Annotated in this window: 19 protein-coding genes; 14 read left to right on the plus strand and 5 right to left on the minus strand. The window is 72.6% G+C overall.

The genetic code is table 11. The annotated features are described in order from the left end of the window. The first annotated feature begins 3 nt into the window (after positions 1-3). From OG871_RS26285 to OG871_RS26320, 8 genes are read left to right on the plus strand one after another with little or no spacing between them, the layout of a single operon-like run. Positions 4-867 carry a helix-turn-helix transcriptional regulator gene (locus OG871_RS26285; RefSeq protein WP_371499870.1) on the plus strand — a complete coding sequence of 288 codons (864 nt, stop codon included), beginning with the start codon at positions 4-6 and terminating at the stop codon, positions 865-867. Continuing rightward, entirely contained in the window at positions 860-2272 is a 1413-nt protein-coding gene (gene sufB / locus OG871_RS26290; protein WP_371499872.1) for a Fe-S cluster assembly protein SufB, read from the plus strand. The genes OG871_RS26285 and sufB overlap by 8 nt, the downstream gene beginning before the upstream one ends. Positions 2273-2327: 55 nt before the next feature. Beyond that, positions 2328-3563, plus strand: coding sequence for a Fe-S cluster assembly protein SufD (sufD, locus tag OG871_RS26295; protein WP_371499873.1), 1236 nt, complete (start codon positions 2328-2330; stop codon positions 3561-3563). Continuing rightward, entirely contained in the window at positions 3560-3877 is a 318-nt protein-coding gene (locus OG871_RS26300) for a bifunctional 3-phenylpropionate/cinnamic acid dioxygenase ferredoxin subunit (protein WP_371499875.1), read from the plus strand. The genes sufD and OG871_RS26300 overlap by 4 nt, the downstream gene beginning before the upstream one ends. Before the next feature lie 6 nt (positions 3878-3883). Further along, positions 3884-4648, plus strand: a complete 765-nt coding sequence (gene sufC, locus OG871_RS26305) for a Fe-S cluster assembly ATPase SufC (RefSeq protein ID WP_371499876.1) — start codon at positions 3884-3886, stop codon at positions 4646-4648. Positions 4649-4680: 32 nt separating this feature from the next. Continuing rightward, on the plus strand, positions 4681-5931 hold the full coding sequence (locus tag OG871_RS26310; protein WP_371503432.1) for a cysteine desulfurase: 1251 nt from the start codon (positions 4681-4683) through the stop codon (positions 5929-5931). 16 nt (positions 5932-5947) lie between these two features. Beyond that, positions 5948-6400, plus strand: coding sequence for a Fe-S cluster assembly sulfur transfer protein SufU (gene sufU, locus OG871_RS26315; RefSeq protein ID WP_371499877.1), 453 nt, complete (start codon positions 5948-5950; stop codon positions 6398-6400). Positions 6401-6422: 22 nt separating this feature from the next. Then, positions 6423-6827 carry a metal-sulfur cluster assembly factor gene (locus OG871_RS26320; protein ID WP_371499879.1) on the plus strand — a complete coding sequence of 135 codons (405 nt, stop codon included), beginning with the start codon at positions 6423-6425 and terminating at the stop codon, positions 6825-6827. 78 nt (positions 6828-6905) lie between these two features. Here OG871_RS26320 and OG871_RS26325 read toward each other — a convergent pair whose 3' ends face one another. After that, positions 6906-8228 carry an MFS transporter gene (locus OG871_RS26325; RefSeq protein ID WP_371499881.1) on the minus strand — a complete coding sequence of 441 codons (1323 nt, stop codon included), beginning with the start codon at positions 8226-8228 and terminating at the stop codon, positions 6906-6908. A 298-nt stretch (positions 8229-8526) separates the two neighbouring features. Here OG871_RS26325 and OG871_RS26330 point away from each other — a divergent pair, with 298 nt between their 5' ends. After that, the gene (locus OG871_RS26330) at positions 8527-10134 is read left to right on the plus strand and encodes a hypothetical protein (RefSeq protein ID WP_371499883.1); all 1608 of its coding nucleotides are present in this window, start codon (positions 8527-8529) and stop codon (positions 10132-10134) included. Between the two features lie 24 nt (positions 10135-10158). Here OG871_RS26330 and OG871_RS26335 read toward each other — a convergent pair whose 3' ends face one another. Beyond that, positions 10159-10602, minus strand: coding sequence for a VOC family protein (locus tag OG871_RS26335; RefSeq protein WP_371499885.1), 444 nt, complete (start codon positions 10600-10602; stop codon positions 10159-10161). A gap of 195 nt (positions 10603-10797) precedes the next feature. Here OG871_RS26335 and OG871_RS26340 point away from each other — a divergent pair, with 195 nt between their 5' ends. Together OG871_RS26340 and OG871_RS26345 are read left to right on the plus strand one after the other, a co-directional pair. Next, the gene (locus OG871_RS26340; protein ID WP_371499887.1) at positions 10798-11970 is read left to right on the plus strand and encodes a hypothetical protein; all 1173 of its coding nucleotides are present in this window, start codon (positions 10798-10800) and stop codon (positions 11968-11970) included. 236 nt (positions 11971-12206) lie between these two features. Beyond that, positions 12207-13688, plus strand: coding sequence for an alkaline phosphatase PhoX (locus OG871_RS26345; protein ID WP_371499889.1), 1482 nt, complete (start codon positions 12207-12209; stop codon positions 13686-13688). Positions 13689-13735: 47 nt separating this feature from the next. On the opposite strand, the gene OG871_RS26350 is transcribed toward OG871_RS26345, so the two are convergent. Further along, the gene (locus OG871_RS26350; RefSeq protein WP_371499891.1) at positions 13736-15349 is read right to left on the minus strand and encodes a PucR family transcriptional regulator; all 1614 of its coding nucleotides are present in this window, start codon (positions 15347-15349) and stop codon (positions 13736-13738) included. Positions 15350-15502: 153 nt separating this feature from the next. Here OG871_RS26350 and pruA point away from each other — a divergent pair, with 153 nt between their 5' ends. Next, entirely contained in the window at positions 15503-17131 is a 1629-nt protein-coding gene (pruA, locus tag OG871_RS26355; protein ID WP_371499893.1) for an L-glutamate gamma-semialdehyde dehydrogenase, read from the plus strand. Positions 17132-17225: 94 nt separating this feature from the next. After that, the gene (locus OG871_RS26360) at positions 17226-18152 is read left to right on the plus strand and encodes a proline dehydrogenase family protein (protein ID WP_371499895.1); all 927 of its coding nucleotides are present in this window, start codon (positions 17226-17228) and stop codon (positions 18150-18152) included. A 70-nt stretch (positions 18153-18222) separates the two neighbouring features. Here OG871_RS26360 and OG871_RS26365 read toward each other — a convergent pair whose 3' ends face one another. After that, positions 18223-19446 carry a beta-ketoacyl synthase gene (locus OG871_RS26365; protein ID WP_371499897.1) on the minus strand — a complete coding sequence of 408 codons (1224 nt, stop codon included), beginning with the start codon at positions 19444-19446 and terminating at the stop codon, positions 18223-18225. A gap of 209 nt (positions 19447-19655) precedes the next feature. Between OG871_RS26365 and OG871_RS26370 the strand changes: the two genes are divergently transcribed. Next, positions 19656-20522, plus strand: a complete 867-nt coding sequence (locus tag OG871_RS26370; RefSeq protein WP_371499898.1) for a PP2C family serine/threonine-protein phosphatase — start codon at positions 19656-19658, stop codon at positions 20520-20522. A 118-nt stretch (positions 20523-20640) separates the two neighbouring features. Here the strand turns inward: OG871_RS26370 and OG871_RS26375 are convergent, their stop codons facing one another. Further along, positions 20641-21528, minus strand: coding sequence for a hypothetical protein (locus tag OG871_RS26375; RefSeq protein WP_371499900.1), 888 nt, complete (start codon positions 21526-21528; stop codon positions 20641-20643). Positions 21529-21583 lie beyond the last annotated feature (55 nt).

The following is a 21583-nucleotide window of genomic DNA, read 5'->3' on the forward strand; positions in this document are numbered from 1 at the left end:
GTTGTGAAATACATGCGCGAGCACAGCCCGGAGTCGGAGGCCGAGTCGGCCTCCGGTCCCGTGCTGCCCGCGCCGGCGGCCGAGGCCCCGCTCGACGGGCATCGGGCGACCCGGGACAGGGTCGCCCGCTCGATTCTCGACCACGGGCCCTCCTCCGCCGCCGACCTGGCCAGCCGCCTCGGGCTGACCGCTGCCGCCGTACGCCGGCACCTGGACGCACTGGCCGCCGCCGGCCTGGTGGAGTCCCGGGACCAGCGGGTCTACGGCAGTCGCGGCCGGGGCCGTCCGGCCAAGGTCTTCGCCCTCACCGAGTGCGGCCGGGACGCCTTCTACCAGGCGTACGACCAGCTCGCCGCCGACGCACTGCGCTGGATCTCCGACGCGGTGGGCGGCGGCACGGCGGGCGAGGAGGCGGTCGCGGCGTTTGCCCGGGCCCGCTTCCACAAGCAGGGTGAGAAGTACCGGAGTGCTCTCGACGAGGCCGGCGACGGCCGACGGGCCGAGGCTCTCGCCGAGGCGCTGAGCGCCGACGGGTACGCTGCCACGGTGCGGCGAGTGCCCGCCGCGACGGTCGCCAAGGCCCCGGTGGGCGCCCAGCTCTGCCAGCACCACTGCCCGGTCGCGCACATCGCCGAGCAGTTCCCGCAGCTCTGCGAGGCGGAGACCGAGGTCTTCTCCCAGCTCCTGGGCACCCATGTGCAAAGGCTGGCCACCATCGCCCACGGCGACGGGGTCTGCACCACCTATGTGCCGGCACCCGGTGCCGCACCGTCTCCCGCGAGTGAGCGGGAGCCCGGTGCCGTGCCGACTGTCGGTACGTCCCGACACGAATCGGCTCGTCCGCGCGGAGGAACCTCGCATGACTGACATCGCACACCCGGAGCTCGAAGGCCTGGGCACCTACGAGTACGGCTGGTCGGACCCCGACGCCGCCGGTGCCACCGCCAAGCGCGGCCTCAGCGAGGACGTCGTCCGCGACATCTCGGCGAAGAAGTCCGAGTCCGAGTGGATGCTCAACCTGCGGCTCAAGGGTCTGAAGCTGTTCGGCAAGAAGCCCATGCCGACCTGGGGCTCCGACCTCAGTGGCATCGACTTCGACAACATCAAGTACTTCGTGCGCTCGACCGAGAAGCAGGCCGAGTCCTGGGAGGACCTGCCCGCCGACATCAAGGCGACGTACGACAAGCTCGGCATCCCGGAGGCGGAGAAGCAGCGCCTGGTCGCCGGTGTCGCCGCGCAGTACGAGTCCGAGGTCGTCTACCACCAGATCCGCGAGGACCTGGAGGAGCAGGGCGTCATCTTCCTGGACACCGACACCGCGCTGAAGGAGCACCCGGAGCTCTTCAAGGAGTACTTCGGCACCGTCATCCCGGTCGGCGACAACAAGTTCGCCTCGCTCAACACGGCCGTGTGGTCCGGTGGCTCGTTCATCTACGTGCCGAAGGGCGTGCACGTCGACATCCCGCTGCAGGCCTACTTCCGGATCAACACCGAGAACATGGGCCAGTTCGAGCGGACGCTGATCATCGTCGACGAGGACGCCTACGTCCACTACGTCGAGGGCTGCACCGCCCCGATCTACTCCTCGGACTCGCTGCACAGCGCCGTGGTGGAGATCATCGTCAAGAAGGGCGGCCGCTGCCGCTACACGACCATCCAGAACTGGTCGAACAACGTCTACAACCTGGTCACCAAGCGTGCCGTGGCGTACGAGGGCGCGACCATGGAGTGGGTCGACGGCAACATCGGCTCCAAGGTCACCATGAAGTACCCGGCCGTCTACCTGATGGGCGAGCACGCCAAGGGCGAGACCCTGTCGATCGCCTTCGCGGGCGAGGGCCAGCACCAGGACGCCGGCGCCAAGATGGTGCACATGGCGCCGAACACCTCCTCCAACATCGTCTCCAAGTCGGTGGCGCGCGGCGGCGGCCGGACCTCCTACCGCGGTCTGATCGAGATCGGCGAGGGCTCCAAGGGCGCCAAGTCCAACGTGCTCTGCGACGCGCTGCTGGTCGACACCGTCTCCCGCTCGGACACCTACCCGTACGTCGACGTCCGCGAGGACGACGTGTCGATGGGCCACGAGGCCACCGTCTCCAAGGTCAGCGAGGACCAGCTCTTCTACCTGATGAGCCGGGGCATGACCGAGTTCGAGGCGATGGCGATGATCGTCCGTGGCTTCGTCGAGCCGATCGCGCGCGAGCTGCCGATGGAGTACGCGCTGGAGCTGAACCGGCTGATCGAGCTGCAGATGGAGGGATCGGTCGGCTGACGCCGGCCGTACACCGCCCACCCGCACTTTTCAGGAAGAGAGCACTACGACAGCCATGGCTGACGTCAACACCACCTCCGGCGCCACGACCGCCGGCTCGATCGAGGTCGGCACCGCCGGCGCCGGCGCGCAGCTGGCCGGGCCGGGCACCGGCCGGGCCACGGTCAAGCAGCCGATCGACGCCCGCGTCGCGGTCAAGCCCTCGTACGACGTGAACGACTTCCCGGTGCCGACCGGCCGCGAGGAGGACTGGCGGTTCACCCCGATGCACCGCCTCGCCGGGCTGCACGACGGCAGCGCCGCCCAGGACGCGACCGGCCAGGACAAGGTCGAGCTCACGCTCCCCGACGGTGTCACCGCCGAGACCGTCGGCCGCGACGACGCCCGCCTCGGCAAGGCCGGCAAGCCGGTCGACCGGGTCGCCGCGCAGGCGTACAGCGGCTTCGAGCAGGCGCTCGTGGTCACCGTCCCCAAGGACGCGGTGGTCGCCGAGCCGGTGAAGATCGACGTGCACGGTGAGGGCGGTGTCCGCTTCGCCCACGTGGTGATCGACGTTAAGCCGTTCGCCGAGGCGGTCGTGGTGATCAACCACACCGGCACCGGCACCCGGGCCGCCAACGTCGAGCTGCTGCTCGGCGACGGCGCCAAGCTCACCTTCGTCTCGGTCCAGGACTGGGACCGCGACGCCGTGCACGCCGCGCAGCACACCGCGCTGGTCGGCCGGGACGCCTCGCTCAAGTCCGTGGTGGTCACCTTCGGCGGCGACCTCGTCCGGGTGCACCCGCGGGTCAACTACGCGGGCCCCGGCGGCGAGGCCGACCTGTTCGGCCTGTACTTCGCCGACGCCGGTCAGCACCTGGAGCACCGGCTGGTCATCGACCACGACACCCCGCACTGCCGCTCCAACGTGGCCTACAAGGGCGCGCTGCAGGGTCAGGACGCGCGCGCGGTCTGGGTCGGCGACGTGCTGATCCGCGCCGCCGCCGAGGGCACCGACACCTACGAGCTCAACCGCAACCTGGTGCTCACCGACGGTGCCCGGGTCGACTCGATCCCGAACCTGGAGATCGAGACCGGTGAGATCACCGGCGCCGGCCACGCCTCGGCGACCGGCCGCTTCGACGACGAGCAGCTGTTCTACCTGCAGGCCCGCGGCATCCCGGCCGACGAGGCCCGCCGTCTGGTGGTCCGCGGCTTCTTCGCCGAGCTGGTCCAGCAGATCGGCGTCGCCGACCTCCAGGACCGCCTGATGGAGAAGATCGACGCGGAGCTGGAAGAGACCGTCGCATGAGTTTCCTCCGCGCCTGCGCGCTGGCCGAACTCGCCGAGGACGAGCCCAAGCGGGTCGACCTCAACGGCGTCCCGGTCGCGCTGGTCCGCACCGAGGGCGAGGTGTTCGCGATCAACGACACGTGCTCGCACGCCAACGTCTCGCTCTCCGAGGGCGAGGTCGAGGACTGCATGATCGAGTGCTGGCTGCACGGCTCCAGCTTCGACCTGCGGACCGGCAAGCCCTCCGGACTTCCCGCCACCAGGCCGGTCGCTGTCTACCCCGTCAAGATCGAAGGGGACGATGTGCTCGTCTCCGTCAACCAGGAGTCCTGAGTACACATGGCAACGCTTGAAATCCGCGACCTGCACGTCTCCGTCGAGGCCGAGAACGGCCCCCGCGAGATCCTCCGCGGCGTCGACCTGACCGTGAAGCAGGGCGAGACGCACGCCATCATGGGCCCCAACGGCTCGGGCAAGTCCACCCTGGCGTACTCGCTGGCCGGTCACCCGAAGTACACCGTGACCAGCGGCTCGGTCCTGCTGGACGGCGAGGACGTGCTGGCGATGTCCGTCGACGAGCGGGCCCGTGCCGGCGTCTTCCTGGCCATGCAGTACCCGGTCGAGGTCCCCGGGGTCTCGGTCTCCAACTTCCTGCGCACCGCCGCCACCGCCGTCCGCGGCGAGGCCCCCAAGCTGCGGCTGTGGGTCAAGGAGGTCAAGGAGGCGATGGCCGCCCTGCACATGGACCCGGCGTTCGCCGAGCGCAACGTGAACGAGGGCTTCTCCGGCGGCGAGAAGAAGCGCCACGAGATCCTCCAGCTGGAGCTGCTCAAGCCGAAGATCGCGATCCTCGACGAGACGGACTCCGGCCTCGACGTCGACGCGCTCCGCCAGGTCTCCGAGGGCATCAACCGGGTCGCCTCCTCCGGTGAGGTCGGCACCCTGCTGGTCACCCACTACACCCGGATCCTGAAGTACATCAAGCCCGACCACGTCCACGTCTTCTCGGCCGGTCGCATCGTCGAGTCCGGCGGTGCAGAGCTGGCCGACAAGCTGGAGAACGAGGGCTACGAGTCTTACGTGAAGGGCGGCGCTTCCGAGTGACACTGCATCCCGGCTCGGCGTTCGCCGGGCTCCTGTCCGACGCCCAGGACTTCGGCGACGCGATCCGCAAGGACTTCCCGATCCTGCAGCGCGTGCTGCACGACGGGAAGCCCCTGGTCTACCTGGACAACGCGGCCACCTCGCAGAAGCCCCGTCAGGTGCTCGACGCCCTGAACGGCTACTACGAGCGGCACAACGCCAACGTGCACCGCGGTGTGCACGTGCTGGCCGAGGAGGCCACGGCGCTGTACGAGGGCGCCCGCGACAAGGTCGCGGCGTTCATCAACGCGCCGAGCCGGGACGAGGTGATCTTCACCAAGAACGCCTCGGAGTCGCTCAACCTGGTCGCCAACATGCTCGGCTGGGCCGACGAGCCGTACCGCGTGGACGCGGACGCGGAGATCGTCATCACCGAGATGGAGCACCACTCCAACATCGTCCCGTGGCAGCTGCTCGCGCAGCGCACCGGCGCCGAGCTGAAGTGGTTCGGGCTCACCGACGAGGGCCGGCTCGACCTGTCCAACATCGACGAGCTGATCACCGAGAAGACGAAGATCGTCTCGTTCACGCTGGTCTCCAACCTGCTGGGCACGGTCAACCCGGTCGAGGCGATCGTCCGCAAGGCCCAGTCGGTCGGCGCCCTGGTGCTGATCGACGCCTCGCAGGCCGCCCCGCACATGGTGCTGGACGTGCAGGCGCTGGAGGCCGACTTCGTTGCCTTCACCGGCCACAAGATGCTGGCACCGACCGGCATCGGTGTGCTGTGGGGCCGGCAGGAGCTGCTGGAGGACCTCCCGCCGTTCCTGGGCGGCGGCGAGATGATCGAGACCGTCACCATGGGCGCTTCCACCTACGCCCCGGCGCCGCACAAGTTCGAGGCGGGCACCCCGCCGATCGCCCAGGCGGTCGGTCTCGGCGCCGCCGTCGACTACCTGTCGGCCATCGGCATGGACCGGATCGCGGCCCACGAGCACACCATCACCGAGTACGCGGTGGAGCGCCTGCTGGAGGTGCCCGACCTGCGGATCATCGGTCCGCGCACCGCCGTGGACCGCGGCGCGGCGATCTCGTTCGTGCTCGGCGACATCCACCCGCACGACGTGGGCCAGGTGCTGGACGAGCAGGGCATCGCCGTGCGCGTCGGCCACCACTGCGCGCGCCCGGTCTGCCTGCGGTACGGAATTCCGGCGACCACCAGGGCGTCGTTCTATCTGTACTCCACGCCGGCCGAGGTCGATGCGCTGATCGACGGCCTGCACCACGTCCGCAACTTCTTCGGCTGAGGAGACGGGGCCCACGATGAAGCTCGACTCCATGTACCAGGAGATCATCCTGGACCACTACCGCAACCCCCACGGCAAGGGGCTGCGGGACGGTGACGCGGAGGTGCACCACGTCAACCCCACCTGCGGTGACGAGATCACCCTGCGGGTGCGGCTGGACGGCGCGACCGTCGCCGACGTGTCCTACGAGTCGCAGGGCTGCTCGATCAGCCAGGCCAGCGCCTCGGTGCTGAACGACCTGGTGGTCGGACGGAGCGTGGGCGACGCGCAGGCGATCCAGGAGGCCTTCCTGGAGCTGATGCAGAGCAAGGGCCAGGGCGAGGGGGACGAAGAGGTGCTGGAGGACGCGGTCGCGTTCGCCGGTGTCTCCAAGTACCCGGCCCGGGTGAAGTGCGCGCTGCTGAGCTGGATGGCCTGGAAGGACGCCACCGCCAAGGCCCTGGCCGAGCAGCCCGCCATCCATGACTGACCTGCCCGAGGAGGGCGTACACATGAGCGACACCGAGACCACCTCGGACGCGGCGCCGAAGGCCCCCGAGGCCGTCGCCGGCGAGGGTCCGACGGTCATCGTCGGCACCACGGCGGGCACCGTCTCCGTGGAGGACCTGACCGAGGCCCTGATGGACGTCGTCGACCCCGAGCTGGGCATCGACGTGGTCAACCTGGGCCTGATCTACGGCATCCACATCGACGAGTCCGATGTGGCCACCATCGACATGACGCTCACCTCGGCGGCCTGCCCGCTGACCGACGTCATCGAGGACCAGGCGAAGACCGCCACCGACGGCCTCGTCCAGGACCTGCGGATCAACTGGGTCTGGATGCCGCCGTGGGGCCCGGACAAGATCACCGACGACGGCCGCGACCAGCTGCGGGCGCTCGGCTTCAACGTCTGAGCCGGCAACCGGCGCGAACGCCACTGCCCCGGCCTCCTGCGGGAGGGCCGGGGCAGTGGCGTTTTCGCGCTGCGGGACTCAGGGCCGGGACGGCCGGAGCACCGCCACCGCCAGCCCCAGACAGGCGACGGCGGCCAGGCCCACGAAGCCGCTGACGGCCGGCAGCAGGCCGAAGCGCTGGGTCAGCGCACCGACCGCGACCACCGGCGCCGAGCTGCCCAGGTAGACGATCACCCAGAGCGCGGACAGCTCGCTGCCCCGGCGCTCCGGGTTCATCGCCGCCGAGGCGGTGGTGAACAGCGACCGGAACGCCACGCCCTGGCAGGCGCCGCCGAGCACACTGCCGATGAACAGCAGCGCCGGGGTCCCGGTGGACTGGGCGGCGACCACCAGCCCGAGCCCGGCCGCCAGGCCGGCCATCCCGAGGGCGATCACCAGCCGGTCCGAGGTCGGCGGCACCAGCAGCTGGGCGGCGGCCGAGGAGCCGAGCAGCAGCGCGGCGACCACCGCGCCGGTCATCCGCGAGGGCGAGTGCAGCAGCTGCGCGGAGAAGGCCGGCGCCAGGCTCAGATAGGTGCCGAAGACCGCGTACGAGGTGAAGCCGGCCGCAGCCGCCAGCAGGAACTCCCGGCGGCCCTGGCGCGGCAGCCGCAGCCGCTGCGGACGCAGGTGCGCGGGGGTGGTGATGCGCGGCGGGGAGGCCGGCGGGCGCTCCCGGCCCGGCATCCGCGGGTGCACCAGTGCCAGCGGCACGCACAGCGCGAGCAGCGCCACGGCGTGCAGCAGGAACGGGGTGACCAGCGGGTGCTCGCCGCCGGAGAGCGAGGCGCCGACGATCGGGCCCAGCGCCACGCCGCCGGCCGAGCAGGCCAGGGTCAGCTTGGCCGCCAGCGTCGGGTGACCGGGCAGCAGGTCGCCGAGGGCCGCTCCGGCTGCGCCGGTCGACAGACCCACGGCGACGCCCTGGACGGCGCGCCCGACGGCCAGCTGCCAGAAGCTGCCGGCGGTGGCGAAGAGGACGTCGCCCGCGGCGGCCAGCCCGATCGCGGGCAGGATCAGGGCGCGCCGGCCGAGGTGGTCCGACCAGTGGCCGACCGCGGCGAGTACCGGGATCAGCGCGAACACGTAGACCGTGAACAGCCCGGTGACGGCGATCGGGGTCAGACCGAGGCGGTCGGCGAGCACCGGGTAGATCGGCGTGGCCAGGTTGGCGCCGATCAGCAGGAACAGCAGGGCGACGGCGACCAGGCCGACACGGATGCCGCGCAGCGCGTTCCAGCGGCTGATCGCGGCGAGCTGGAGCTGGGCGCGGGGCGCGAGCTCCAGCGGGAGGAGGGCCTCCGACAGTCGGCTTCCGGGGAACCGGGTGGGTCCGGAGCCGGCGGGGGAGAGGTCCGCCATCGCAGGGATCTCCTGTGGCCGGGCACCACCGGGCCCGGCTGCGCCCGGGGTGGTGGCACGGCGGAGGAGCCCGGTTGGGGCGGGTGGGTGCAGAAAGGGGAGTGGGCTTCGTTGCCCGGGGGCGCGCGCGGGGTGTGCGCAGTGCCCAGCGAAGGATACGTGGTCGGGGCGGCCGCTTCGCGCCGTACCCCCGGTCGGCCGGGCATCGGGTGTGCCAGGCCGATACGCTGGGTGGACGGGCCGACACACAGCGATCGGCCCGGCAGTGCCCACCGTCACCACGGGAGATCGCGCAACGATGGCCGGACGAAGCCGCAACACCCCTGACCACCCGTCCGCCGCCGGGGACGGCGAGCCCGGCGAGGGCCTGCTGCCCGCCGACTTCGAACTGGCCGACCTGTACGGGGCCCGGGGCGGCGACGACGAGGACCTGGACGACTCGGCGGTGCTGGTGCCGCCGATCACCCTGCCGCCGGACACCGAGCTGGTCGCCGCCGCGCTGGCCGTGCCGCTGATCTCGAACGCGATCGCCCTGGCCCGCTGGACGCTGCCGCGCCGCCCGGTGGACGAGTTCGGCGACCTCACCGAGGAGGACCGGGAGGCCGCGGCCCGGCTGCTCGGGCTGGCCCCCGCCGAGGGCGAGGTGCCGGAGGAGGCGGTGGTCGAGGCGATGCGCTCCTGGGCGCTGGCCTGCGACCTGGACCTGGTGGAGACCGGTACCACCGCCGAGGGCACGCACGCGGCCATCCCGGGCCCGGATCTGGAGGCCGCCGAGCAGGGCGACCCGTCGGTGGTGCTCGGCCTGTGGCTGGACGCCGCCGGCATCATGCGGGAACTGGCCGCCGAGGCCGACTCGCTCGCCCCCGAGGGCGCGGGCGACGACGAGGACGCCGCCGAGGCCGAGCTGGCCGACGTGGAGCAGGCCCGGGAGGCCGCCACCGAGCTGCTCGACGAGGCCCTCCAGGTGCTGTACGAGATGACCGCCTTCGCCGACCCGGGCGAGGAGACCGTTCCGCTCGGCGTGCTCGCGGCCCTGCTGGTGGTGCCGGAGGGCGAGGAGCCGGACGAGGAGATGCTCGGCGAGATCACCGACCTGATGGTGGCGCTCGACCCGATGCTGGGAGACCTCGCCGAGCTGGGTCTGATGGAGCACCGCCCGATCGACCCGGAGCTGTTCGAGGAGGAGGACGGCGAGGACGTCCTCGCCGCGCCCTCGGACGCGGAGCCGGACGAGGAGGAGGCGGCCCGGTTCGGCACCGTCCGGCTCACCCCGCTCGGCCAGTACGCGGTGCGCGAGTGGCTGATGGAGCAGGGGTACGACGCGCCGCTGATCGGCGAGCTGGCCGAGGGGGACGCCGAAGCGCTGCTGCGCGGCATCACCGAGGCGGGCAACGTGCTGCCCGACCAGGAGCTGCTGGCCTGGCTGGCCGGACGGGAGCCGCAGGGGGCGGCCCGCGAGCTGCTCGCCGCCGCCCGCGGCCGCGACGCGAACAGCCCCGTCCGCCGGATGCTCTGCGCGGTGGCGCTGGACGAGCTCGGCGAACCGGCCCGCCCGGCGGTGCTGGAGGTGGTGGACGATCCGGAGCTGGGCGGCGCCGCCCGCGCCTGGCTGCGGGCGCAGGGCGTCGACATCGCGGCGCCGGAGCGGCCGGTGGCGCTGTGGACGGCGGTCGACTCCTTCGCGGCGGTGATGCTGACCAGCGAGGGTGACGCGGGCCGGCTGCGCGAGCTGGTCGCGGGGCTGCCGGTGACGGACAACCCGGCGAGCTACTTCGGCGAGCTGTGGCGGGTGGATCACCCCTACACGGCGCAGGTGCTGGAGATCGTGGGCGAGCTGCACCTGGACCGGTCGGTGGCCAAGGAGGCCCGGAAGGCCGCCTTCAGGGCCAGGTCGCAGCACCGGTAGCCGGGCGGTCCGGGACGGGCCGGATCAGGGAAGGTCGAGCTGGCCCGCGGCGGTGAACGGGAAGAACGGGTTGTGGGCCAGCTCCCACAGGTGGCCGTCCGGGTCCTCGAAGTACCCCGAGTAGCCGCCCCAGGAGGTGGCGGTCGGCGGCTTGACCACCGTGGCGCCGGCCTCGACGGCGGTGGCGAGTGCGGCGTCCACCTGTTCGGGGGACTCCAGGTTGACCGCCAGGGTGACGCCGCGGAAGCTCGGCTCGCCCGCGGCCGGGATGCCGGCGTCGGCGGCCAGTTCCTCGTTGGGGAAGAGGCCGAGCGCGGAGTCGGCGGTGCGGAACCAGACGATCTCGGGGCTGGAGGCGGCCGAGCGCTGCCAGCCGAGCGCCTCGTAGAAGGCGGTACTGCGGGCCAGGTCGGACACACCGAGGGTGACGATGCTGATGCGGGCCGGGAAGGCCGTGGTTGCTGTCATGGCGCCAGCGTAGGCAGCGCTGCTGACATCACGGCGCGGGCGCGGCCGGGCGGTGTGGTAACCGTGCGGGGGAAGCTGATGCCCCGGCAGGTGGCTGGGCCGTATGGTGGGGCGGACGCGGCGCAGGTGGCGGGGCAGGGTCGGCCGCCGGCCGGGGAACACAGGCGAGGCTAGTACGCGGGGGTGCGGCAGAGGATGAAGAGGCAGCGCACGAGCGGGCCCCAGGATCCCGAGGACTTCTACGCGGACCACGAGGCGTACAACCGCCGGGTGCTGCGGGAGGCCGACTTCCCGGTGTACGGCGTGGACCGGGGCGTGCACGAGATCGTTGGGGCGCGCGAGGGCGAGAGCGCGCTGCCGGATGCTGCGAGCGGGACCGCAGGCGCCCCTGTCCGGTCCGACCGGGACGCCCTCGCCGAGTACGAGGTGAGCGACGGCGAGGTGGGCTGGGTCGAGGTCCGCTCCGGCGACTGGAGCTCGGTCGAGGGCCCGTACGTCACCGTGCGCACCTACCGCCCCGGCGCCGAGCGGGCGAGACCGCTGCCCGAGCTGGAGGACGTGGTCGAGGACGAGCGCGACCGGATCTACGAGCAGTTGGACGTCGACGAGGGCGACGGACCCGGCCGGGTGCGGGCGATGCGCGAGTGGATCACCGTCGAGGGGGAGCCCCGCGCGGTGCAGATCCACGAGGACCGCCGGCCGGACGCCGAGGCCGGGCCGGTCTGGGCGGGCCGCCTGCGAGTGGACGGCATCACCGTGACGGTGACCGGCCGAGGGGTGCCGCCGGGCGCGATCGAACTGCGCAGGATCGAGGACTTCGAGCGCTACGTGCTCGGCCGCACCGCGCTGATGCGGCGGCTGGCGAGCCGGCAGCAGGCCCAGGACGTCCCGGTGGAGGAGCGGGACCTGCCTCCCGTGAGCGGGTTGGAGGCACACCGCGGGGTGATCGAGCACAGCGTCAGCGAGGTGGTCGCGATGGAGGCGCAGATCCGCTCCCGGCGCGCGCCGCGGCTGCCGCGGCGGCTGCGCGGCGAGGCCGGCACGCTGCGCTGGGAGGCCGCCGTCCGCCAGCAGATGCGGCTGGCCTCGGAGACGCGCGAGGAGGCGGGCGAGGCCGTCAGCGCGATGGTCAACCAGCTGACCAGGCTGGCGCAGAACACCGACTGGCTGGTGGGCACGCCGGACGGGCGGGCGGCGGTCGAGGAGGCCATCCGGTACACCGTGTTCGCCAGCGAGGTGCCGAGCCTGCCGGCCCAGCGGGCCTGGGAGCGGCTCTGGGCGGGTGCCGGCCCGGAGGAGTCGGCCGGCCTGGAGGAGGCCTGGCTGGCGGCCTGGGAGCAGTGGCGGACGGAGCGCCCCCGGCGCTGAGGCCGAGGTGGGGTGGCGGCCCCGGAGGCGAGCGTACCGGGCCGCGCGGACGGGGTAAAGATCGGGTCATGGCTTCGAATACGGTTCACCAAAGGCCACGCTGACGCAGTGTCGGATTAACCTCCGGTTCACCCGGCGGGCCCAGCCTGCTGGGCGTCGGCGGTCTCCGTCGAAGACCCCTCAGCCGCGACGCCGGGTGCCTTCCCGGTGGCGGCCATCCCACAGGAGTGACCGATATGCCGCTGTCCCGTCGGGACTTCGTCAACCGTTCCACCCTTCTCGGCGCCGGTGTGCTGGTCGCCGGCAGCGCCGAGGTGCTGGCCACCGCGCCCGGTGCCATCGCCGCCCCGACGGGTGGTGAGGCCCCCGCCGCCGAGGCCGTCGAGGCGGCCCGTCGGGCCACCGGCTACGGCGAGCTGGTCAAGGACCCCGCGGGGATCCTGGCGCTGCCGCACGGCTTCAAGTACCAGGTCATCACCCACACCGGGAAGACCAAGCTGGTCACCGGCGAGTCGACGCCGAGCAACCACGACGGCACCGCCGCCTTCCCCGGCCGGCACGGCGGCACCCTGCTGGTCAACAACCACGAGCTGGCCGGCGCCCGCGCCAACTGGCCGCACCCGGTGCCGCTGCTGGAGGGCCACGTCTACGACCCGGGCGCGGCCGGCGGCTGCACCGTGGTCGAGGTCCGCCAGGGCGGCAAGCGGGTCACCGAGTGGGTCGGCATCGCCGGCACCGCCACCAACTGCGCCGGTGGCGCGACCCCGTGGGGCACCTGGCTGTCCGGCGAGGAGACCGAGGACAAGGCCGGCAAGAACGGCTTCACCAAGGACCACGGCTACATCTTCGAGGTCGACCCGTACGACCAGGCGGCCAACCGCGACCCGCAGCCGATCAAGGCGCTGGGCCGCTACGCCCACGAGGCGGTCGTGGTCGACCAGAGGCGCGGCCACCTCTACCTGACCGAGGACGCCTCCAACCCGAACGGCCTGCTGTTCCGCTGGACCCCGCCGGCCGGCTTCCACCACGGCAAGGGCAAGCTGCGGGCGCTCGCCGCCGACGCGGGCAGGCTGGAGGCCTTCAAGGTCTTCGACTCGCACGGCACCTTCGTCGACGACCTCTCCCGGGCGGTCAAGGTCGGCACCACGTACGGCGTGGACTGGGTGAACGTCCCGGACCGCGACGCCAAGACGGTCTCCGTCCGCAAGCAGTTCACCGACGGTCAGGTCACCCGCGCGCGGAAGCTGGAGGGCATGTGGTGGGGTGACGGCGGCTTCTACTTCGTCTCCAGCTTCGCCCGCACCGAGAGCCCGGTGCAGCACGACGGCCAGGTCTGGTTCTACAACCCGGCCCGTCGCACCATCACCCTCAAGGTGCTGCTCGGCGTCAACACCGACGTGATGGGCGACCACGGCAACTACGACGGCCCCGACAACATCACCGTCTCCCCGTACGGCGGCCTGGTCATCGCCGAGGACGGCGAGGGCCAGTCGCACCTCTTCGGCACCACCGAGGACGGCCGCACCTACCCGATCGCCCGCAACGACCTGAACATCGGCACCGCCGAGAAGCCCGAGTTCAGCGAGTTCACCGGCGTGACCTTCTCGGACGACGGCGAGACCCTGTTCGCCAACATCCAGGTCCCCGGCATCATGGTCGCGATCACCGGCCCGTGGTGGCGCCTGCAGCACCGCCGCGGCCACGGGTACGACTACTGAGCCGATCGGCCCCGCAACAACGCACCCGGCTGCCCGCCGCGGACCCGTCAGGCGTCCTCGGCGGGCAGCCGCAGTTGCAGCATCGCCAGCAGCCGCTGCTGCGGCTGGGCCAGGTCCATCCCGGTCAGCTGTTCGGCCCGGCGGACCCGGTAGCGCAGGGTGTTGGGGTGGATGTGCAGGGCGTCGGCGGCCACCCGGACCTCGCCCAGGGCGTCCAGCCAGGCCAGCACCGACTCCGCCAGCCGGGTGCCGTGCTGCCGGTCGTAGCCGGTCAGCGCCGTCAGGCGCGGGTCGCGCAGCCCGCCGCGCTCCTGGAGCAGCGCCAGCACCTCGCTGACCAGCACCTCGGCCTGGACGTCGATCAGCGCGGCGACCTCCAGGTCGACCCCGCCGCGGCCCATCGCGTCCAGGATCCGGTCCGCCTGAGTCCGCGACTCGGTCACCGCCGCCAGGCCGTCGACCGTCGGGCCGATCGCCGCCCGCAGTTCCACGCCGAGGTGCTCGCGGGCCGCCACCACCACCTCCTGCGCCCAGCTGCGCAGGGTCGCCACCGGCAGGGCCGCCGGCAGCTCGGGCAGCAGCACGTACACCCGGTCCTCGATCGGGGCGAGGATGCCGCCGCGGTGGCGGGCGGCGGTGTGCACCGAGATCAGGCCGGTCACCTCGGCGCGGGTCAGCTCCCGCTCGGGGCCCTGGCCCGCCGCGTACGCCAGTACGGTGGCCGGGCGACGCAGGTCCAGCCCGAGGTGGGTGGCCAGGGTCTGCGGGCCGGTGGATCCCTCCAGCAGGCCGGTGAGCAGTGTCCTGGTCAGCCGGACGTCCGCCGACAGTTCGCGCCGGCGCCGGATCAGCTGGGCAGCCGCCACCCGGGCCGCACCGACCAGGGACTGCTCGGCCAGCGGGGTCAACGGCCGGGCGCCCTCCTGCACCCAGATGGTGCCGAGCGGCTGGGCACCGGCCCGGATGCCGATCGCCAGGCGCCGGCGGATGCCCAGCTCGGGGTGGGCGTCGATCTCGATCACACTGTCCGAGCTGCGCAGATGCTGGAAGATGCCCCACTCGCGGAGCTTGGAGAGGTACGGCTCCGGGCCCTGCCAGCCGAGGATGGACAGCCGCCGCAGGTCGTCCACCTCGTCCGAGTCGGAGGAGCGCGAGTACGCCAGCACCCGGCTGGAGGTGTCCTCGATCGAGACGATCCCGCCGGTCAGCACGGCGACCGTCTGGGCCAGCGAGAAGAGGTCGCCCGCGTTCGGCTCGGCCGAGACCGGGGTGTCCGGCCCGGCGATGATCGCCCGGGCGAGCGAGTCCAGGTGTTCCCAGCGGGTCTCGCGGCGCACCGACAGCAGGGCCACGCCGGCCTCGGTGGCGGCCTCGCGCAGCGCGTCCGCCTGCCCGGGGGCGTCCAGCTTCACGGCGACGGCCGCGGCTGCGGCCCGTCCGGCGGCGCGCAGGGCGGGCAGGGCCGCGCGGCCGCGGGCGCCGATCGCCAGCACCAGTTCGCCGGCCGCCGCGGTGGCCGGGTCCTCCGGGTCGAGGATCGCCACGTCCCGGACCAGGACGTCCAGCCCGGCGGGGGCGGCCTGCAGTTCGACCAGTGGTTCGCCCAGGGACATCAGCAGCCGGCGCAGCGGGATGCCGCCGGAGGGGGCGGGCGCTGTCATCGGGCCCTCCTTCGTCCACTCGGACAACTCCGTCCGGATGACTTTAGCCGCCAGGCCAATCATGTGCCCCTGTCCACGGGTTTAGCGTTCGTCCATGGCCGCCGTGTGACCCGCGTCGGCTCCCCGCCCACGACTCGAAGGAGAGCGCGCCCCATGGATGCTGTGACCCAGGTCCCCGCGCCGGTGAACGAGCCGGTCCGCAGCTACGCCCCCGGCAGCCCGGAACGGGCCCGCCTGGAGGCCAAGCTGAAGGAGCTGGGCGGCCAGGAGCCGATCCAGCTGACCATGACGATCAACGGGGAGCGCCGGATGGGCTCCGGCTCCGAGGTCCACGTTGTTCAGCCGCACAACCACGCGGCACGGCTCGGCACGCTGCGCAACGCCACCCAGGACGACGCGCGCGACGCCATTGACGCTGCCCTGGCCGCCGCCCCGGCCTGGCAGGCGCTCTCCTTCGACTCGCGGGCCGCGATCTTCCTCAAGGCCGCGGACCTGCTGGCCGGCCCCTGGCGCGAGACGCTGGCCGCCGCCACCATGCTCAACCAGTCCAAGACCGCGCAGCAGGCGGAGATCGACTCCTCCTGCGAGCTGATCGACTTCCTGCGCTTCAACGTGCACTTCGCCCGGCAGATCATCGCCGAGCAGCCGATCTCCTCGGACGGCGTGTGGAACCGCAGCGACCACCGCGCGCTGGAGGGCTTCGTCTACGCGATCACCCCCTTCAACTTCACCGCCATCGCGGGCAACCTGCCCACCGCCCCCGCCCTGATGGGCAACGTGGTGCTGTGGAAGCCGTCCCCGACCCAGCAGTACTCCGCGCACCTGCTGATGCAGCTGCTGGAGGCGGCCGGCCTGCCCAAGGGCGTCATCAACATGGTCACCGGTGACGGCCTGGCCGTCTCCGAGGTCGCCCTCAAGCACCCGGACCTCGCCGGTATCCACTTCACCGGCTCGACCGCCACCTTCCAGCACCTGTGGCGCGAGGTCGGCAACAACATCGCCGGCTACCGCACCTACCCGCGGATCGTCGGCGAGACCGGCGGCAAGGACTTCCTGGTCGCCCACCCGTCCGCGGACCGTGCCGTGCTGAAGACCGCGATGACCCGCGGCGCCTTCGAGTTCCAGGGCCAGAAGTGCTCGGCGCTGTCCCGCGCCTACGTCCCGGCCTCGATCTGGGCCGACATCAAGGACGACTTCCGCTCCGAGGTCGACTGGCTCACCATGGGCGACGTCACCGACCTGTCGAACTTCATGAGCGCCGTCATCGACGAGCGCTCGTTCGCCAAGAACAAGGCCGCGATCGACCGCGCCAAGGCCGACCCGAAGGTCGAGATCCTGGCCGGCGGCAGCTACGACGACTCGGTCGGCTACTTCGTCCGCCCGACCGTCCTGGTCTGCGAGGACCCGGCGAGCGAGTACTTCCGCGACGAGTACTTCGGCCCGATCCTGGCCGTGTACGTCTACGAGGACGAGAAGTACGACGAGATGCTGGCCCAGATGGAGTCGGTGTCCAGCTACGGCCTGACCGGCGCGATCATCGCCCAGGACCGCGAGGCGATCGAGCACGCGATGCGCGCGCTGCGCCACGCCGCGGGCAACTTCTACATCAACGACAAGCCGACCGGCGCCGTCGTCGGCCAGCAGCCCTTCGGCGGCGGCCGGGCCTCCGGCACCAACGACAAGGCCGGCGCCAAGCAGAACCTGATGCGGTGGACCTCGACCCGGTCCATCAAGGAGACGTTCGTCCCGCCGACGGACTACCGCTACCCGCACATGGGCTGACCGGCCCCGGTGCCTCCAGGGGCGGCGGTGACCCACCCTCACACCGCCGCCCCGCCCCCTACTTCTCCCTGCTGAACCATCTTCAGGAGTACCGATGCTCCGTTCCGCCCTCCTCGCCGCGTCCCGTTCCCCACAGGTGCGCACCCTGGTCGAGAAGTTCCCGCCCACCCACGCCATCGTCGAGCGGTTCGTCGCCGGCGAGCTGCTCGACCAGGGCATCTCCGCCACCGACGAGCTGGTCGCCACCGGCCGCAAGGTGACGCTCGACCACCTCGGCGAGGACACCAAGGACGCCGCCCAGGCCGCCGGCACCGCCGAGGCGTACGAGCACCTGCTCGCGGCGCTCGAGGAGACCGGCCTCGCGGCCGACGCCGAGGTCTCGGTCAAGCTCTCGGCGGTCGGCCAGTTCCTGCCGGTGGACGGCGAGAAGATCGCGCTGGAGAACGCCCGGCGGATCTGCGAGGCGGCGGCCGCCGCCGGCACCACGGTCACCCTGGACATGGAGGACCACACCACCACCGACTCCACCCTCGCCATCGCCCGCGAGCTGCGCGCGGACTTCCCGTGGCTGGGCGTCGTACTCCAGGCCTACCTGCGGCGCACCGAGGCGGACTGCCGCGAGTTCGCCGCGGCCGGTTCCCGGGTGCGGCTGTGCAAGGGCGCCTACAAGGAGCCGGAGTCGGTCGCGTTCCAGGGCAAGCGCGAGGTCGACCTGGCGTACGTCCGGGCGCTGAAGGTGCTGATGGCCGGTGACGGCTACCCGATGATCGCCTCGCACGACCCCGACATGATCAAGATCGCCGGCCAGCTGGCCGAGTGGAACGGGCGCTCGCGCGACAGTTTCGAGTACCAGATGCTCTTCGGCATCCGCCCGGAGGAGCAGCTGCGGCTGGCCGAGGCCAACACCATGCGGGTGTACCTGCCGTACGGGCAGGAGTGGTACGGCTACTTCATGCGGCGCCTCGCGGAGCGCCCGGCCAACCTGACCTTCTTCCTGCGGGCGATGGCCACCCGGGGCTGACGCCTCACCAGGCCGCCGGGAGGGGGTGCGGTGCACCGGGGTGCACCGTGCCCCCTCAGGCGTTCCCGGCTCAGGTGGCCGGGGTGAACACCAGGGAGGCGTTGTGGCCGCCGAACCCGAAGGAGTTGGTCAGCGCCGCGCCCAAGGCGCCGACCCGGGGGCGGCCCGCGACGACGTCCAGCTTCACGGCCGGGTCGAGGGTGTCGAGGTTGCGGGTGGCGGGGACGACGCCGTCGCGGACCGCGAGGATCGCGACCAGCGCACCGAGCGCGCCCGCCGCGCCGAACAGGTGGCCGGTCATCGACTTGGTGGCGGTGACGGCCGGATGGGCGCCGATCGCCTCGGTGATCGACCCGGCCTCGACCAGGTCGCCCAGCGGGGTGGAGGTCGCATGGGCATGAACGAGGTCGACCGCCTGCGGCGGGAGCCCGGCGGCGCGCAGGGCCAGCCGCATCGCCCGGACCTGGCCCTCGGGGTGGGCGGCGGTGATGTGGTGGGCGTCCGAGGTGACGCCCGCCCCGGCGAGGGTGGCGTGGGCGCGGGCCGCCCGGCCGGCCGCGAACCCGGCGCGCTCCAGGACGACCACGGCGGCGCCCTCCCCGATCACGAAACCGTCCCGGTCGAGGTCGAAGGGCCGGGACGCCCGCCCGGGTTCGTCGTTGCGGGTCGAGTGCGCCCTGGCCTGGGCGAACCCGGCCAGCGGCAGCGGATGGACGCAGGCCTCGGTGCCGCCGGCCACCACCACGTCGGCCCGGCCGAGGCGGATCAGGTCCAGCGCCGTGGCGATCGCCTCGGCCCCGGACGCACAGGCGCTGACCGGCGTGTGGGCGCCGCCGCGCGCTCCCAGTTCGATGCTCACCCAGGCCGCCGGACCGTTCGCCATCAGCATCGGGACGGTGTGCGGGGAGACCCGCCGCACCCCCGAGGCCTCCAGGACGTCGTCCTGCCCGAGCATGGTGAGCGCGCCCCCGGTGCCCGTGCCGATCACCACGGCCAGCCGCTCCGGGTCGACCTCCGGAGAGCCCGCGTCGGCCCACGCCTCACGGGCGGCCACGAGGGCGACCTGCTCGCAGCGGTCCATCCGGCGGGCCTGTACGCGGTCCAGGACGGTGGTCGGTTCCACCGCGAGGCGGCCCGCGATCCGGACCGGCAGACCGGCCGCCCACTCCTCCTCGATCGCGGCGATCCCGGACCGCCCGGCCAGCATCCCCGCCCAGGTCGAGGCGGTGTCCCCACCGAGAGGCGTGGTGGCCCCGAGCCCGGTGACCAGCACGTCGTCGATCCGCTCACTCATCCCGCAGCTCCTTTGTAGTGAACTCACAATCCCTCGCCCGGGCCGGGCCGCGGGACAGGCCGCTCATCAGTCACTCTGCCAGGGGATTGATTGCGCATCAGGTAGCGGATCGCACTGATTCCGGCACGAGGTCCTTGTGGGAGTCGATCAACCCGGGGAGCGGTGCCGCCGGGAGTTTCCGCGGCGGCGATCTGGCAGGATGCACGCTGATGACAGAGATCGCGAACTGTGTTCGGTGCGGCGGGACGGTCGCCCCCGACGGGCACTGCTGGGACTGCGGGAAGGCTCAACCGGGCTTCCGCTCGCGGGTGGAGATCACGGCCGGGGGGACCGCGGCGGGAGCCGGCGAGACGGAGGGCCGCACGACGGAGGACCGCGCGGCCGGGGTCAGTGACCGGGGGAAGCATCGGGGGGTCAACGCCGATGCCATGGCACTGGCCACGGCGGACGGCGGGTGGACGATCGGCGTCGTCTGCGACGGGGTGTCCATGTCGCCCCGGTCGGAGCGGGCCGCCCGGGTCGCCGCCGAGGTCGGCGCGGCCGCGCTGGCGGCGCGGCTGGAGGAAGGGATGCTGCCGGAGTACGCGTTGACCGATGCCGCCGTCCGGGCCGGCCGCGCGGTCGGTGCACTGGCCGCGTCCGTGGCCGCCGCGCCGGCCTGTACGTACGTGGCGGGCATCGCCGGACCGCAGGGGATCTGGAGCGCCTGGATCGGCGACAGCCGGGCCTACTGGCTCCCGGACGAGGGCCCGGGAATGGCGCTGACCGAGGACGACACCGGCGAACTCGACGCCCTCGCGGCCTGGTTGGGAGCCGACGCCGACGACCCCGCGCCGCGCGTCCGAAGCTACCGCCCGTCCGGGCCGGGCCGTCTGCTGCTCTGCACCGACGGCCTGTGGCGTCACCTCCCCGACCCCGACGGACTCCGCGCCGCACTCGGCCGGGGCGGCGGCCTGCTGCCGGAGGCCCGGGCGCTCGTCGCGCACGCCCTGGACGCCGGCGGCCAGGACAACATCACCGCCGTACTGCTCGCGGTTCCCGCCGCCCCACCGCCTGCGGACGGTGCACCCGCCTAGAACGGGCGCCGCGTACGGCTGCGCCACGCCCGGTCGTGGATCCGGCGCGGCCCGGGCCGACGGCGGCCACCCCCCTCCCGGCGCGGTCGGCCGCGCTTCGCGCCAGGAGGGGGAAGGCTCAGCCGTGCGAGCCGTTGCGGCGGCGCAGGGCGACCAGGATGCCGGCGCCGAGGGTGACGGCGGCTGCGCCGGTGACGGCGAGGGGACGGGCGCCGGCGCCACCGCCGGTCTCGGCCAGTTCGGTCTCGGCCAGGGCGGGGACGGCGCGGGCCGCGAGGGTGGCGGCGGGCGTCGTCGGCGTCGCGGTGGGAGCCGCGGTGGGAGCCGCGGTGGGCGTCGGGGTGGGCGTCGGGGCCGGAGTGGGAGTCGGGGTCGGGGTGGGCGCGGGGGCTTCGACGACGCTGAAGGACTGGCCGACCTGCGAGTAGTACTCGGTGCAGGTGCCCTTTCCGCCCGGCACGGCCGTGCCGTTGACGAGGTCGTCGATCGTGATGAACCTGTCGGTGTCGTCGTCGAGCACGTCCGACTTCGCGTTCCAGGAGAAGGTGTAGTCCACGGCCGTCGCGTCGCGCTTGGCGGAGGCCCGGAACTTCAGCGTCAGCGTCTCATCTTTGGCGAGCTGGTACTTGCCGGGCGTGTAGTGGAAGTTGAGGTGGACGACGTCCCACGGCACCGGCGTCCAGTCGCCGCCCGCCGTCTTCGACTCGAGCAGGACGGCGTCGCCCTCGTCCACCGACGGCTGGATGAACACCAGGGAGTCGAGGTTCCGGACGGTGTGGCCGGAGGTGTTCCGGATCGTCAGAGTGGTCTCGACCGGCGCACCCCCGCGGACCAGCTTGGCCTGGTCCAGCCCGGTCCAGGTGGTCGGCAGGAGGACACCCGTCCTGCCACTGTGGCAGGGCCGGTCCGGCAGGCCGCCGGTGGGGGCGGCGGCCGCGGTGCCGGCGCCCAGGCAGAAGGTCAGGAACGATGCTGCGGAGGCAGCGAGGACACGAGAAACCTGCACGGTGTGAATCCCCCAAAACTGCTCTGATAGGCATCAGTCGGTGCAACTTGCGCAC

This window comes from Kitasatospora sp. NBC_00374 (assembly GCF_041434935.1).
Taxonomy (GTDB): Bacteria; Actinomycetota; Actinomycetes; order Streptomycetales; family Streptomycetaceae; genus Kitasatospora.

Bases quoted from the DNA above. Each gene is read 5' to 3' on its own strand.
- sufB (WP_371499872.1), top strand. From the start codon at position 860: ATGACTGACATCGCACACCCGGAGCTCGAAGGCCTGGGCACCTACGAG.
- sufD (WP_371499873.1), top strand. From the start codon at position 2,328: ATGGCTGACGTCAACACCACCTCCGGCGCCACGACCGCCGGCTCGATC.
- OG871_RS26300 (WP_371499875.1), top strand. From the start codon at position 3,560: ATGAGTTTCCTCCGCGCCTGCGCGCTGGCCGAACTCGCCGAGGACGAG.
- sufC (WP_371499876.1), top strand. From the start codon at position 3,884: ATGGCAACGCTTGAAATCCGCGACCTGCACGTCTCCGTCGAGGCCGAG.
- sufU (WP_371499877.1), top strand. From the start codon at position 5,948: ATGAAGCTCGACTCCATGTACCAGGAGATCATCCTGGACCACTACCGC.
- OG871_RS26320 (WP_371499879.1), top strand. From the start codon at position 6,423: ATGAGCGACACCGAGACCACCTCGGACGCGGCGCCGAAGGCCCCCGAG.
- OG871_RS26325 (WP_371499881.1), bottom strand. From the start codon at position 8,228: ATGGCGGACCTCTCCCCCGCCGGCTCCGGACCCACCCGGTTCCCCGGA.
- OG871_RS26330 (WP_371499883.1), top strand. From the start codon at position 8,527: ATGGCCGGACGAAGCCGCAACACCCCTGACCACCCGTCCGCCGCCGGG.
- OG871_RS26335 (WP_371499885.1), bottom strand. From the start codon at position 10,602: ATGACAGCAACCACGGCCTTCCCGGCCCGCATCAGCATCGTCACCCTC.
- OG871_RS26340 (WP_371499887.1), top strand. From the start codon at position 10,798: ATGAAGAGGCAGCGCACGAGCGGGCCCCAGGATCCCGAGGACTTCTAC.
- OG871_RS26345 (WP_371499889.1), top strand. From the start codon at position 12,207: ATGCCGCTGTCCCGTCGGGACTTCGTCAACCGTTCCACCCTTCTCGGC.
- OG871_RS26350 (WP_371499891.1), bottom strand. From the start codon at position 15,349: ATGACAGCGCCCGCCCCCTCCGGCGGCATCCCGCTGCGCCGGCTGCTG.
- pruA (WP_371499893.1), top strand. From the start codon at position 15,503: ATGGATGCTGTGACCCAGGTCCCCGCGCCGGTGAACGAGCCGGTCCGC.
- OG871_RS26360 (WP_371499895.1), top strand. From the start codon at position 17,226: ATGCTCCGTTCCGCCCTCCTCGCCGCGTCCCGTTCCCCACAGGTGCGC.
- OG871_RS26365 (WP_371499897.1), bottom strand. From the start codon at position 19,446: ATGAGTGAGCGGATCGACGACGTGCTGGTCACCGGGCTCGGGGCCACC.
- OG871_RS26370 (WP_371499898.1), top strand. From the start codon at position 19,656: ATGACAGAGATCGCGAACTGTGTTCGGTGCGGCGGGACGGTCGCCCCC.